Source organism: Acinetobacter oleivorans DR1, from assembly GCF_000196795.1.
In the GTDB taxonomy this organism is placed as follows: Bacteria; Pseudomonadota; Gammaproteobacteria; order Pseudomonadales; family Moraxellaceae; genus Acinetobacter; species Acinetobacter oleivorans.
On record NC_014259.1, the window covers coordinates 746,570 to 760,586 of the forward strand.

11 protein-coding genes are annotated in these 14,017 nt (G+C 38.8%); 4 read left to right on the forward strand and 7 right to left on the reverse strand.

Translation table 11 applies throughout. From position 1 onward, the window contains the following. Positions 1-77 precede the first annotated feature (77 nt). Positions 78-1,094 carry a molecular chaperone DnaJ gene (locus tag AOLE_RS03605; protein ID WP_013196957.1) on the forward strand — a complete coding sequence of 339 codons (1,017 nt, stop codon included), beginning with the start codon at positions 78-80 and terminating at the stop codon, positions 1,092-1,094. Positions 1,095-1,247: 153 nt separating this feature from the next. Here the strand turns inward: AOLE_RS03605 and AOLE_RS03610 are convergent, their stop codons facing one another. The 3 genes from AOLE_RS03610 to AOLE_RS03620 all read right to left on the reverse strand — a co-directional run bounded on the left by AOLE_RS03610 (position 1,248) and on the right by AOLE_RS03620 (position 6,290). Continuing rightward, positions 1,248-2,210, reverse strand: a complete 963-nt coding sequence (locus AOLE_RS03610) for a hypothetical protein (protein ID WP_013196958.1) — start codon at positions 2,208-2,210, stop codon at positions 1,248-1,250. Continuing rightward, positions 2,207-3,301 (reverse strand): GmrSD restriction endonuclease domain-containing protein, encoded by a 1,095-nt coding sequence (locus tag AOLE_RS03615; RefSeq protein WP_013196959.1) that lies wholly within the window; start codon positions 3,299-3,301, stop codon positions 2,207-2,209. Before AOLE_RS03615 ends, AOLE_RS03610 begins: the two co-directional genes overlap by 4 nt. A 91-nt stretch (positions 3,302-3,392) precedes the next feature. Further along, positions 3,393-6,290 (reverse strand): valine--tRNA ligase, encoded by a 2,898-nt coding sequence (locus AOLE_RS03620; protein WP_013196960.1) that lies wholly within the window; start codon positions 6,288-6,290, stop codon positions 3,393-3,395. Between the two features lie 196 nt (positions 6,291-6,486). Here AOLE_RS03620 and AOLE_RS03625 point away from each other — a divergent pair, with 196 nt between their 5' ends. The 3 genes from AOLE_RS03625 to AOLE_RS03635 are packed head-to-tail and all read left to right on the forward strand — an operon-like array spanning position 6,487 to position 8,481. Continuing rightward, complete coding sequence (locus AOLE_RS03625; protein ID WP_013196961.1) at positions 6,487-7,158, forward strand: hypothetical protein; 672 nt, start codon at positions 6,487-6,489, stop codon at positions 7,156-7,158. A gap of 27 nt (positions 7,159-7,185) precedes the next feature. Continuing rightward, positions 7,186-7,992 carry an SDR family NAD(P)-dependent oxidoreductase gene (locus AOLE_RS03630; RefSeq protein WP_013196962.1) on the forward strand — a complete coding sequence of 269 codons (807 nt, stop codon included), beginning with the start codon at positions 7,186-7,188 and terminating at the stop codon, positions 7,990-7,992. A gap of 54 nt (positions 7,993-8,046) precedes the next feature. After that, positions 8,047-8,481, forward strand: coding sequence for a nuclear transport factor 2 family protein (locus tag AOLE_RS03635; protein WP_013196963.1), 435 nt, complete (start codon positions 8,047-8,049; stop codon positions 8,479-8,481). Here AOLE_RS03635 and AOLE_RS03640 read toward each other — a convergent pair. From AOLE_RS03640 to adeJ, 4 genes are all read right to left on the reverse strand, one after another. Next, the gene (locus tag AOLE_RS03640; RefSeq protein ID WP_005309986.1) at positions 8,478-8,912 is read right to left on the reverse strand and encodes a YbjQ family protein; all 435 of its coding nucleotides are present in this window, start codon (positions 8,910-8,912) and stop codon (positions 8,478-8,480) included. The genes AOLE_RS03635 and AOLE_RS03640 overlap by 4 nt on opposite strands. A 7-nt stretch (positions 8,913-8,919) precedes the next feature. Then, on the reverse strand, positions 8,920-9,270 hold the full coding sequence (locus AOLE_RS03645; RefSeq protein WP_004789368.1) for a YbjQ family protein: 351 nt from the start codon (positions 9,268-9,270) through the stop codon (positions 8,920-8,922). A 109-nt stretch (positions 9,271-9,379) separates the two neighbouring features. After that, the gene (adeK, locus tag AOLE_RS03650) at positions 9,380-10,834 is read right to left on the reverse strand and encodes a multidrug efflux RND transporter outer membrane channel subunit AdeK (protein ID WP_005309989.1); all 1,455 of its coding nucleotides are present in this window, start codon (positions 10,832-10,834) and stop codon (positions 9,380-9,382) included. Beyond that, positions 10,834-14,010 (reverse strand): multidrug efflux RND transporter permease subunit AdeJ, encoded by a 3,177-nt coding sequence (adeJ, locus tag AOLE_RS03655; RefSeq protein WP_013196964.1) that lies wholly within the window; start codon positions 14,008-14,010, stop codon positions 10,834-10,836. Before adeJ ends, adeK begins: the two co-directional genes overlap by 1 nt. Positions 14,011-14,017: the final 7 nt, after the last annotated feature.

Below are 14,017 nucleotides of genomic sequence, written 5' to 3' on the forward strand. Positions count from 1 at the left end.
ATTCTGACTTAAGGAATGCTTGGCTACCTTCCTCGTCTGATTATTGCTACACTTTTTTCTTTTTCAGGTGGATGAGTATGTCCTTTGATCTTAAAGTGAGCTTGCAGCAAAGGTCTGAACCATCTGCACAGCAGAAAAAACTGAATCGCCTGATTGATAAAATAGAACAGCAAAAAGTTAGCCTAAGCACATGGCAAAATGCGCAAGCCGAGATTCAACAGCACATACGACAAAAACTGATGCCTGTGTATGGCGATTTGCATGAAGTGCTATTTCAGCAGTTAGATCAACTCTGGAATATGTTGCATAGTCATGAGTTTTCCAAAGCGGATATACAAAAATTAGATGAAAAAATTGCCCAGCTTTCACACATGTTGAAGCGCTCCAAAATGCTTTCTGCTGAACAGTTAGAGTTAGTGAGGCAGATCGATACCTTTTATCAGCAACATGCAGCGGAATCGGTAAAAAAGAATAAGAAAGCTCAGTCAATAAAATCTGGATACGATGAAAGTGCTGATCAAAGTTCAGAACTTGAAGAAGACTTTGAACAGTATGCGGCCGAGCACCAACAAGCACGGGAACAAGCCAAACAGCAAAGACAACAACAAAAACGCGAACAAGCTGAGCAAATGGCAGCGCAGTCACTTAAAACGGTTTATTTAAAAATTGCCGCGATGATTCACCCAGACCGTGAGCAAGATGAAACTAAAAAAGAAGAAAAAACTGAGTTGTTCCAACAAGCAAGTCAGGCATATGAAAAACACGATTTGTTTTATTTACTCAAACTCCAGTTACAACTTGAACAGAATAAAGGGCTAGGCGCTAAAGAACTATCTGCCGAGCAATTGAGGTTTTATAAACTGGCATTGGATGCACAAAGCCAGCAGCTTGAAAGCCAAATAGCAGATATTTTGGATTCTTTTCAGTTAGCCAAGAATGTGAAAGCAGAGCATGCGCATATTAGTGATGTTTATAAAGCTATAGATGCTGACTGTGCTGAGTTAAAGCAGCAATTGAAGTGGGAAAAGGAGCGTTTAAAGCATATGAAAAAAGTGAGTGGAGTAGAGATGTTGTTGGAGCATGGGGTTTTATAACCTTTTGGTATAATGTTCTTCATCCCATAGAGGAGGAGTTACATGTAATTATAAGCTTGAATGAAATTTTACAATGAATACTCCCTCCTTTAACGAAAGGGAGTAATAGAACTTTATATTTCTTAAAGATACAAGTTTTTATATTAAATGAATTTAAAAATTGAAATACCACTCATTTATGTATGATTCTATATTTTTCTTAAAGACTAAAAATTCATTGATTTTCAATTTAGATAACGTCACATTTTTAGCTAAACTATACTCAGTATAATTTTTTATAGATCTAGATTGAGAATTGTAATGAGTTTGATAAATTTCATTATTTTGTATAATACTTCTGAATTTAGGAAGATTTTCGTGAAAGTTAAATTTTTTTTCTAAATGAGTCGGACTATTAGTACGATAGAGTTTCATTGAATAAGAAATACAATAGTCAAAGATAAAAGCATAAATAATAGTATTTTTAATATTTTCTTTTAAGTCCTCAACTGAAATATTATGAGAAGGTACATGGGCTGCTTTATGTCGAGCAATAGAAATTTGATTAAATTGTAATTGAGGATCTAATATAGGCATAAAAAGATGAGAAGAAATTTTTTTAATAATTTCATTACTTTTTTTTACATGAAAAAAACCTAAATAGTTAACATAGTCATCAAAATTAATATTCTCTTTAGACCATCCTAATGAGAATTTTGAAATTGAATAAGGGGTGGAATTATTATATGTACTACCAATACTATAAGTATTTTCCTGAATGAAATTTATTGCATCAGGAATACTTTTACTTCTTTTTATTGTTTCACCCCTTTTCTGAATTGATTCTAAAGCATTTATAGTTATTACTTGTTGAAGTGCATCAGGTATACTTTGAAAATCTCTAAATATACTTGGTAAGTCTTGTAAGCATTCACCTAACCTAGATTTTATAAAATCCTCAAAAAAACAAAAATTAGAAATAGATAAACCATTTCTTAATAAGCGGGCTTGATTATTGTGAAGTGACTCAGTAGGAGAAAGTTCATTAAGAAAGTTATTATATAAATGTTGTCTTTCGAATGAACTTATAATTGAAGAAATTCTTTCGAAATACTCAGTTCTAGCAATAGAGGTCACGACTTAATAACCTCCTGAATTAGTTCAACAGTTTTATAAATTCTTAATTTAATATTTTTTGCATTAGAGGTAAATTGGCGCATTGAGTTCTGATATTCATCATCATTGTGGTATAAATCTAAAAATGCTTGGTAGATAAAATTAGAATTCTTGTTAATTAGATCAATATACCCTTCACTTATTAAAATACCTAGTGAAACTATTTGAGCATCATATATTCCCTGAATAAGTTTAGAGCTACCTTCAGGTCTTTTAAAAGCCTGATCACCCCAAATTAATTGAGCAGACTCGATAGATTTATCAAATAGAGCTTTAGCCTGATCAATATCGATTTGGCTGCTATAATTCTGCATGAAATCATTCATTGCTAACTGCATGTTGTTGCTCGGGAAAGATTCCCAAAACTGTTTGATTGTAAAAAATCTTAATACATATTCAACATCTTGCATTTCTTTATATATAGTCGATTTTTTATAATTTTCAGATGAAACTAGTTGTTTTCTTAAAAAAATATTATGGGATAACTCCATTAAAAGATCATTAAATTCACCCTCATATAATGAATTTCTGATTTCTTGTGGTAATAGATTATCCCCTCCTGTATTTAATCGATTAAAAACTTCATATTTTAGACTTGGGTCAGATTGTTTCAATAAGATAATTACACGTAAGAATGGTCTAATTTGTAGAGCATTTTTTAGAGAAAGTGGTAGTTGTTCATATGTAAAACTATTCAATTCTTCACATTTATCTAAATGTTCTATTCTTAAATTTTTTTTAATAAATTTATAAATAGCTGTAATACGCTGCTTACCATCAATAACTGAATATCTTCCATATTCATCTTCAGCTAAATAAATTGGGGGAATAGGAACATTTAATACAAAGGATTCAATTAGAGCAGATTGTTTCTTTACGTCCCATCTTTCTCGTCTTTGATATTTGGGCTCAATATCAATAGCTCCAGCTTCAACCATATTGGCTATTGATTCAAAAGAAAGATCAGAAGATTGGAATACTAAACGATTTTGAGCTTTCTCAAAAATTTTAGTAATCTCATTTCTTTTAGTATTTAACAGTTCTTTTTCCATAATTATTCAACAATAAAATTTTATAGATAATAATTGATATTTAAAAAAAAATCCCCTCAAGTGAGGGGATTTTTTGAATCAAACTACAGCATCAAAGCGCAGCAATCTGCTCCATATTCGCTTTAACTTTCTCTAACTGAGCAGCAAACTCAGCAAGCTTAGCTTTTTCACCTTCAACAACCGCTGCTGGTGCTTTAGATACAAAGCCTTCATTTGCAAGTTTGCCCGCGATTTGGTCGTGTTGCTTTTGGATTTTATCCAAGTCTTTTTGCAAACGAGCAAGCTCAGCTTTAGGGTCAATTAAGCCTTTCATTGGTACAAATACCGATGCATGGCTAACAACGCTAGAGCAAGACAAAGGTGGTTCTTGGTCTTTATTCAAGAATTCAATGCTTTCAACTTTAGCCAATGCTTTGAACAATGCTTCAATACGAATGATTTGTTCACGTTCAGCGTCAGATGTGTTTTGAAGTAATACTGGCAACAAGCGCGCATTACCTAAGCCTAATTCACCGCGAATGTTACGTACTGCGCCAATCAAACCTTGAAGCCATTGCATGTCTGCTTCAGCTTGTTCATTGATTTTTGCTTGCTCAGGAATAGGGTATTGAGCAGTCATAATCGTTGGGCCGCCTTGACCAAGCATTGGTGCAAGCGTCTGCCAGATTTCTTCTGTCAAATACGGCATTAATGGATGAGCCAAACGTAATGATGCTTCCATCACTGCAAGCAATACACGGCGTACTTCAGCTTTACGCTCTTCAGAAACTTCAGCATCGTTAAGAACTGGTTTAGTTAACTCAACGTACCAGTCACAGTATTCATTCCAGATAAAGTCGTAAATCGCTTGTGCAGCAAGGTCTAAACGGTAAGTTGCAAACGCTTGGTGTACGGCAGCTTCAGCTTTTTGCAGACGGCTCATAATCCATTGTTCTGGAAGTTCCCATAAATCAGGGCGCGCTTCTTGACCAACAGTTTGACCTTCAACATTCATCAGAACGAAACGAGTTGCGTTCCAGATTTTGTTACAGAAATTACGGTAGCCTTCAACACGTTTTAAATCGAACTTGATGTCACGACCAGTATTTGCAAGCGCACAGAACGTGAAACGAACTGCGTCAGTACCATAAGCATTAATGCCTTCTGGGAACTCTTTACGCGTTGATTTTTCAATCTTCGCTGCATCTTTCGGGTTCATTAGGCCAGTTGTACGTTTCGCAACTAAGCTTTCTAAATCAATACCGTCAATCAAGTCTAATGGATCAAGTACATTACCTTTAGACTTCGACATTTTTTGACCTTCACCATCACGTACCAAGCCGTGAACGTAAACAGTCTTAAATGGAACTTGAGATGAACCATCTTCATTTTTCATGAAGTGTAGGGTCATCATGATCATGCGGGCAACCCAGAAGAAAATGATGTCAAAACCTGTCACCAATACATCTGTTGGGTGGAAAGTTTTTAAGAAATCATTTGCTGCATCTTTTTGTGCATCGCCAGTCCAACCTAAGGTTGAGAATGTCCAAAGTGCAGATGAGAACCATGTATCAAGAACGTCTTCGTCTTGTTTAAGTTCAACATCAGCAGCGATGTTGTTTTTCGCGCGTACTTCTTCTTCGTTACGACCTACATAGATATTGCCATTTGCATCGTACCAAGCTGGGATACGGTGACCCCACCAAAGCTGACGTGAAATACACCAGTCTTGAATGTCACGCATCCATGCCATGTACATGTTGCTGTACTGCTCTGGAACAAACTTAATACGACCATCTTGAACTGCTTCAATTGCAGGCTCAGCAAGCGGAGCAATTTTTACGTACCATTGGTCAGTAAGTAACGGCTCAATGATCACGCCAGAACGGTCGCCGCGTGGAGCTTTTAAGTCATACGGTTGGATTTGATCTAACCAGCCTTCAGCTTCAGCTTGAGCAACTAATTTTTTACGTGCTTCAAAACGTTCTAAACCAGCATATTCCGCAGGTGCAGTAATGGTTTTAGAAATCTGTTCGCCAGCTTTTGCAATATATTCAAACTCGCCTAAAACTTCGGCATTTTTGTTGAAGATATTAATGATTGGCAAGCTATTGCGTTTACCTAGATCATAGTCATTGAAGTCATGAGCAGGAGTAATTTTTACACAGCCAGTACCGAAGTCTTTCTCAACGTAGTCGTCAGCAACGATCGGAATTAAACGACCAGTAATTGGTAATACAATGTTTTTACCAACAAGGTGTGCATAACGTTCATCTTCTGGGTGAACAGCAACGGCAGTATCGCCCAGTAATGTTTCAGGACGAGTTGTTGCAACGACTAAATAGTCTTTGCCATCTTGAGTTTTAACTGATTTGTCTTCAAAGAAATATTTAAAGTGCCAAAGTGAGCCTTTTTCTTCTTTGCTTTCTACTTCAAGATCAGAAAGTGCTGTTTGAAGTTTAGGGTCCCAGTTTACAAGGCGCTTACCGCGGTAAATTAAACCGTCTTCGTGCAAACGAACGAATACTTCTTTAACTGCGTTTGATAGACCTTCGTCCATCGTGAAGCGTTCACGTGACCAGTCTACAGATGAACCTAAGCGACGAATTTGTTTCGTAATTGTGCCGCCAGATTGCTCTTTCCATTCCCAAACTTTTTCGATGAACTTATCACGGCCTAAGTCATGACGAGTCACACCTTGTAAGCCAAGTTGACGCTCAACAACCATTTGCGTTGCAATACCAGCATGGTCAGTACCCGGTTGCCACAAAGTGTTTTTACCCATCATACGGTTATAACGGGTGAGGGCATCCATAATGGCATTGTTAAAGCCATGGCCCATGTGCAAACTACCTGTGACGTTTGGTGGCGGAATCATGATACAGAATGATTCACCGTGACCAGAAGGTTTGAAGTAACCTTGTTCTTCCCACGTTTGGTACCACTTCTTTTCGATCTCGGTTGGATCGTATGTGGTCGCAATATTTTGAGCGGTTTGAGCGTCAGTCATAGTAGCTTAGATCGAATATGCATAAAAAATTGCACCTATTGTAGCAAAAAAATGCCTCGAAATTAATGTGCTGAAAACAGATAAACGGTTTTGTATTTTTTTCAAAAAACGGTAGATTTATGAAAGATGGATCACAATTTAATCGTGTAGACACACGGCACAAAAATTACAAACGAATTGAAAAAGGATGTTGCTCATGAGTTATGAAGTTTTTTTGAAAATTTCCGATTCAACTTATACCCAATTCGAGACCATTCGACAGAAACTGCATGATGGGATAAGTCAAAGTCAGGCAAAGCCTTTAGGCGATGTACTCTCTGATCTTTCTTGTGAAATTATTGAGCAGGTTTTTTCTGTGCTTTTACAGTCAGGAAATGCAACCATGTCTCCAAAACAACAAGCTGAGTCTGAAAAAGTGGTTCAGCAGGTTTTAGAGACTTTTCGAAAATATATGCCATGGTCAGTTTCATTTTTTGGAAATGAGCGTCTTTTGCCTTTAGTCGATTACATGACATCTCTGATGAAAGAACAGGGGCAACAAGTTTATATTACCTACCCAGTTACCCTGCAGCTCGTACAACAAGCTCAAAACCTTACGCAGCAAATTCGTGACGGTAATATGCAAAGTATAGCGGCAGCTTTTGAAACATTAATACAAATTGTAGATTTAGGCGTAACAAGCCTAGTACGTGAGCCTAAAAAGCGTTTAAAATTTAATTTAGTTGTCGATAAAACTCTTAACGGAGTAATCAACATGACGACGCATTTGGGCTATAAACGTTTGGAAAAGTTAGGTACACAGGTCGATCAGACCACAGCCACTCATTATATCAACCACTTTTTGGCCTTCATGCATCAAGCAGCATAATTTAAAAAGATAATAGGAACATAAAGCATGGCCAAACTTGATACTTTGCAAAATAAAGTGGTATGGATTACGGGAGCATCTTCTGGTCTGGGTAAGGCCTTAGCCGGTGAGTTGGCTTTGCAAGGGGCCGAAGTGATTTTGACCTCGCGTCGTTTTGAAGAATTAGAAGAAGTTCGGGTTGGCTTATTAAACGCTGACCGTCATGTGTCAGTGGTTGCCGATATTACTGATGAAAAACAAGTAAACGAAGCTTATAAGCAGATTTTAAAAGCGAAAGGGCGAATTGACTGGCTCATCAATAATGCAGGTTTAAGCCAACGTGCTTTAATTAAAGATACGACAATGGCAACCGAACGGGCCATTATGGAAGTCGACTATTTCTCTCAAGTGGCATTAACCAAAACTGTGCTGCCGACCATGCTAAAACAAAAGTCTGGCCGAGTTGTATTTGTGTCGAGTGTAGCGGGTTTATTAGGGACTCAGTACCGTGCAAGCTACTCTGCTGCTAAAGCGGCAATTCACATGTGGGCAAATAGTTTACGTGCTGAAGTCTCCGATCAAGGTGTTGAGGTTTCAGTTATTTTCCCAGGCTTTGTAAAAACTAACGTTTCTTTCAATGCGCTAAATGGTGCTGGGCAACCTCAAGGTCATCAAGATGAGGCTATCGAGAATGGTTTAGAGGCAGATGTATTTGCAGAGCAATCCGTAAAAGCATTAATGCAGGGTCAAGAATATATTGTTGTTGGTGGAGCTAAAGAAAAACTGGGTGTGATGGTTTCTCGGATGTCACCAAAACTTCTTTATAAAATGATTCGGAAAACAAAAGTAAAATAAAAAAGTGATTTCGCCGTGCTAAATTGATGGAAAAACCCGCATAGAAGGTTCACCATGGAGCATGATTATCACCGTATTTTAGACGTCATTACGCGTTTTCAATTGGTCTTTGACCAGAAAAATTGGGATGCTTTTGATGAGTTATTGGCAGATCAACTTGAGGTGGACTATTTCCAGTTTAGGGGAGAGCCTTTATGTGTCGTGTCTTGTCATGAATATAAAGGTTCTCGGCAACAAGCTTTATCGCATTTACGGCTACAGCATAACTTAAGTAACCCACTTATCCGTATTGAACAAGATCAAGCATGGTTAGAATGTAATTATCAAATTTATCGTTTTTCGGAAAATGATTATTTTCATTCATTTGGTCGTTATTATTTTACTTTGGCAAAACAACAAGAGAGTTGGAAAATTACCGGAATTTGCCAACACTTGACTAAAAATATTGGCAATCCGCGCATTCATTTTTCTGCTATGGGGCAGTGCTAGTCTTTTACTGCTGTACCGTATGCAAATACTTCGACCATTCCTCCCTGCATACCAAGTTCGGTTGTACTCAGCCGAACTCCCATAATATGGTTAGCTCCTGCGGTATGGGCTTGTTGTTTTAAGCGAACAATAGCTTCACGGCGAGCACGCTCAACTACACTCTCATAACTGGTGAGTCTTCCGCCCAAAACATTCTTAATGGATGCCAATACGTATTTAAAGTAGTCATGAGAAATCACGACATTACTACTAATCAAATGACCTAGCTGATCACTCGTTGCAAAACGATTGGTATCAATTCTGATATGGGCAAATTGCTGTTCTTTTTCTTGAAGTTCTTTCAAATGTTTTTGTTCAATATGGCGGCCAAAACCCCAACCAATACTGAAAAGAATCAGAAAAATAACAAGCTGAAAAATAAGATTGTCCATTTTCTACCTATGCACTAAATGGATCTGGTAGATGGGGCGCTTGAGGTTGAACAACCACAGCCGTACCATATACGAATAATTCAGAAGCACCTTGAGCAATATTTGAAGTTGAAAACCGAATACCAACAATTGCATTCGCACCAAGTTGCTGAGCTTTGGCAATCATGCGATCCATGGCTTCTTGGCGGGATTCTTCTAATAATTCGGTATAGCCTGTAAGTTCACCACCTACAATATTTTTTAAACTTGCCATCAAATCACGGCCAACATGCTTACTACGGACGGTACTTCCATAAACAACATCAAGTTGCTTTACAATCTGGTGGCCCGGAACACTTTCTAAATTACTCAGTAACATTGTTTTTTATCAATCTAAATTCTTAAAGTTTCAAGATAAAAAATATTCACATCAGATGCAATAAAAAAGCCCACCGAAGTGAGCTTTTATAAATTAAGTTATTTAAAACTTATTGCTTTTTAAGTTCAGCACTTGATGGTTGATTAACCACTGTATCTGAAGTATTTGCTTTTAAACCACCGCCTAGAGTTTTATATAACTCGATTTGGTTATTTAAGTTAGCTTGTTGAAGCAACAATAAACCTTGTTCTGCTGAATAAGATGAACGCTGTGCATCAAGAACTGTCAAGTAACTGTCAATACCAGCACGGAAGCGGGCATTTGACAGTGTGTAGTTGCGGTTAGTTGCTTCTACTAGACGTTGTTGAGCTGTTAAACGCTCACCAATATTGGCACGAGTTGCAAGCGCATCATTAACTTCGCGGAACGCAGACTGAACTGATTTTTCATAATCAGACAATGCAATTTTCTGATCGGTTTCAGAAATTTTCACATTGGCTTTACGTGTACCCCAGTCAAAGATTGGTAAGTCTAAGCTTGGACCAATTGACCAAACAAAACCACCAGACTTAAATAGATCACTTAAGTCAGTTGATGCATAACCAGCAGAACCCGTTAAGCTAATTGTTGGGAATAAACGTGCTTTTGCAGCACCAATATTCGCACCAGCAGCGCTTAAGTTATATTCAGCAGCTTTTACATCTGGACGGTTGTTAAGCAAGTCACTCGGTAAACCAGCTGTATATACATTTTGTTGAGTAATGCGTTTTACAGGTTGGTTTGGCAACAAGTTTTGTGGAACCGATTGGCCCACTAACAAGTTCAACAAGTTTTGTGCTTGAGCAATCTGTGTTTTGTAGTTCGCTACATCATTACGCGCAGTTTCTACAGAAATCTGTGCTTGACGTAGTGGAACTTCACTGTCGATGCCCACATCAAAACGTTTTTTGTTGAGATTGTAAGAGTCTTGTTGTGCTTTAAGCGTTTGCTCTGCAAGTCTTAAATTCGCAGTTGCGAAAGAATAGTTTAACCATGCTTGAGCAACTTGGCTGATCAGACTGATTTGAGTCGAATCACGTGCACTTTGCGTTGAAAGATAACTATCTAGTGCAGCATCTTTTAAGCTACGTACACGGCCCCAAAAATCGAGTTCATAGGCAGTTACACCCAAACCTACTTGATAAGTAGAGTAGGGGTTATTCGGATCACGGCTTTGAGAAACCTGACGAATTGCACTACCACTTGCTCCGATTGTTGGAAGCTGGTTGTTTTGCGTAATTCGATATTGCTGTTGGGCACGTTCAATATTGAGCGTTGCTGTACGTAAGTCGCGGTTGTTGGCAAGCGCCAAATCAATCACTCCGAGCAAACGAGGATCGCTAAAGAACTGTTTGTAACCCTGTTCAGCAATAGACGTACCAGAAGCGCTGTTATATGCATAGCTTTCTGGAATATCGGTTTTCACGACTGGTTCTGGGCCGCGCATGCTTTGACAAGCTGACAAAGCAAGCGCAAGTGCAGATACCGCAATGCTACGACCTGAAATAGACCATACTTTTTGCATCACGATTTATGCTCCTGAGTGTTTATGGTTTTTGGTTTGTACTTAAAGATACTACGAATCCACACATAGAATACAGGGATAAAGAAGATACCTAAGAACGTTGCACTGAGTACGCCACCGAGTACACCGAAACCGACTGAGTGCTGACTTCCTGCACCAGCACCTGTTGAAAGGGCAAGTGGAAGTACACCGAAACCGAAGGCAAGGGTAGTCATGATAATTGGACGTAAACGCATTTTTGAAGCATGTAAAGTTGCCTCAAGTAGGTCTTCACCTTTTTCCTGCAACTCTTTTGCGAACTCAACAATCAAGATCGCATTTTTTGCAGAAAGACCAATGACCGCGATCATTGCTACTTGGAAGTAAATGTTATTTGAGAGATTTGGATCTCCTTTAATAATCATACCCAAGTAAGTCAATACGATTGCACCAATAATACCAAGTGGTACTACAAGTAAAACCGAGAACGGAATAGACCAGCTTTCATATAATGCAGCTAAGCAAAGGAAAACGATTAACAATGAAAGCGCATATAAGAATGGAGCTTGAGCACCAGACTCACGTTCTTCAAGTGATAAACCTGTCCATTCATAGTCGAAACCTTGTAAGCCCATAGATGGTAACTTAGCAATAATTTCTTCCATGGCTTTCATAGAGTCACCAGAGCTCACGCCAGGTGCAGGTGTACCTTGAATGTTAACCGATGATACGCCGTTATAACGTTCAAGACGAGGAGAACCATATGTCCATTTGCCTGTAGCAAATGCAGAGAACGGTACCATTTCGCCTTTGCTATTACGTACATACCACTTGTTTAAGTCTTCAGGCATCATACGGCTATCCGAATCACCTTGAACATAAACTTTTTTCACACGACCACGGTCAACGAAGTCGTTAATGTATGAGCCACCCCATGCAATACGCATAGTGTTGTTAATGTCAGCAATGCTAACGCCCATAGCACCAGCTTGAGCCTGATCTACGTTAATTTGATACTGAGGTGTATCTTCTTGACCATTAGGACGTACCCCTACAAGACGTTTATCTTGTGAAGCCAAACCTAAGATCGTATTACGTGCTGCAATAAGTTTCTCATGACCTTGACCACTTGAATCTTTAAGTTGCAAGTTAAATCCAGCTGTTACACCGAGTTCAGGCATTGCAGGAAGCTGTAATGGCATAATGTAAGATGCGTCTTTGACGATCATATTTAATGCCATACCGCGCTGAATTAACGCACCGATTTGAGATTCTGGTGAAGTACGTTCACTCCAGTCTTTCAACTTAACGAAGCCAATACCAGCATTTTGACCAACACCCGTGAATGAGAAGCCCGAAACGGTGAAAATAGATTCCACAGTATCTTTTTCATTCATGAAGAAGTTTGTCATGGTGTCAATCACTTTACCTGTACGGTCAAGCGTTGCGTTTGGTGGTAATTGAACAAGTGTCATGACCACACCCTGATCTTCTTCTGGTAAGAATGAAGATGGGAGTTTTTGGAACAAGAACACTAGTAGGCCAATCACTACAGCGTAAAGTACGCCAGAGAAGATTTTGCCTTTAAGCATGCGGCTAACACCATTTTGGTAGCTATGCGACATGCGGTCAAAACCGTTGTTAAATCCTCTGAAGAAACGAGCAAAAATATTATTGCTTGGTTCTTTGTTAGGATCATGCTGTTTTAAAATGGTTGCACAAAGTGCAGGGGTGAAAGTTAACGCTACAATTAACGATAGAACCATTGCTGTTACAAGGGTAATCGAGAATTGACGGTAAATTACACCTGTTGTACCACCAAAGAATGCCATTGGTACGAATACCGCTGTCAATACGCTTGTGATACCAATTAACGCACCAGAAATCTGTTGCATTGATCGTGAAGTTGCCGTGACCGGATCGGTATGCTCTTCACTCATCACACGCTCAACGTTTTCCACTACAACAATGGCGTCATCGACCAGAAGACCAATTGCCAATACCATAGCGAACATGGTTAAGGTGTTAATTGAGAAACCAAAGATATTAATAACAGCAAATGTACCTAATACAACAACAGGTACAGCAAGTGTTGGAATAATCGTTGCACGCCAGTTCTGCAAGAACAAGAACATAACAATGAACACTAAAATTACCGCTTCAATTAATGTGTGTACAACACTTTCAATTGAAAGACGAATAAATGGAGTAGTGTCATAAGCCAGTTTATCTGCAAGGCCTGTTGGATAGTTCTTACGTAATTCTGCTAAACGGTGTTCAACAGCGTCAGCGGTGTCAAGTGCGTTCGCACCAGTTGCAATTTTAATTGCGAGACCGCCAGCAGGTTTACCATTAAACTTCGAATCGAACTGGTAGTTATCAGAACCTAACTCTACACGTGCAACATCTTTTAAACGAACTTCAGCACCTGATGCTGTGTTCTTTAAGAAGATATTTTTAAATTGTTCAGGTGTTTGTAACAAGCTTTGCGCATTTACTGTTGCGTTAAGCACTTGACCTTGAACCGCTGGTGCACCACCTAACTGACCTACAGCAACTTGTGAGTTTTGCGCTTGTAAAGCAGTCGCAATATCACTTGGTGTTAACTGATAGTTGGTAAGTTTTGCAGGGTCGAGCCAGATACGCATTGCGTATGAACCACCAAAGACTTGTACCTCACCAACACCAGCAACACGGCTAAGTGGTTCTTTAATTGACGAGTTTACGTAATCTTTAATGTCTGAGTCTGACAGGGTATTGTCTGGTGAATAGAATGCAATAACTTGCAAGAAGCTTGCACCAGATTTAGTAACCGTCACACCTTGGCGTTGAACGTCTTCAGGCAAAAGAGCAGTTGCAGATTGTAGTTTGTTTTGAACCTGAACCTGTGCAATATCCGGATCAATACCTTGTTCAAAGTTTAATTGAATAGAAGCTTGACCGTTACCCGCACTGTTAGATGAAATATAACGTAAACCATCTAGACCATTCATTTGTTGTTCAATGATCTGGGTTACAGTATTTTCAACAGTCTCAGCCGATGCACCAGGATAAGTTGCAGCAATTGTAACTGTCGGTGGTGCAATCGTCGGATACTGTGCAATAGGCATTTTAGTTAGCGTGAGAATACCCGCCAACATAATGACTAATGCAATCACCCACGCAAAAATGGGGCGATGAATAAAAAATTGTGCCATTCAATCT

Bases quoted from the DNA above. Each gene is read 5' to 3' on its own strand.
- AOLE_RS03635 (WP_013196963.1), top strand. From the start codon at position 8,047: ATGGAGCATGATTATCACCGTATTTTAGACGTCATTACGCGTTTTCAA.
- AOLE_RS03605 (WP_013196957.1), top strand. From the start codon at position 78: ATGTCCTTTGATCTTAAAGTGAGCTTGCAGCAAAGGTCTGAACCATCT.
- AOLE_RS03625 (WP_013196961.1), top strand. From the start codon at position 6,487: ATGAGTTATGAAGTTTTTTTGAAAATTTCCGATTCAACTTATACCCAA.
- adeK (WP_005309989.1), bottom strand. From the start codon at position 10,834: ATGCAAAAAGTATGGTCTATTTCAGGTCGTAGCATTGCGGTATCTGCA.
- adeJ (WP_013196964.1), bottom strand. From the start codon at position 14,010: ATGGCACAATTTTTTATTCATCGCCCCATTTTTGCGTGGGTGATTGCA.
- AOLE_RS03645 (WP_004789368.1), bottom strand. From the start codon at position 9,270: ATGTTACTGAGTAATTTAGAAAGTGTTCCGGGCCACCAGATTGTAAAG.
- AOLE_RS03630 (WP_013196962.1), top strand. From the start codon at position 7,186: ATGGCCAAACTTGATACTTTGCAAAATAAAGTGGTATGGATTACGGGA.
- AOLE_RS03615 (WP_013196959.1), bottom strand. From the start codon at position 3,301: ATGGAAAAAGAACTGTTAAATACTAAAAGAAATGAGATTACTAAAATT.
- AOLE_RS03620 (WP_013196960.1), bottom strand. From the start codon at position 6,290: ATGACTGACGCTCAAACCGCTCAAAATATTGCGACCACATACGATCCA.
- AOLE_RS03640 (WP_005309986.1), bottom strand. From the start codon at position 8,912: ATGGACAATCTTATTTTTCAGCTTGTTATTTTTCTGATTCTTTTCAGT.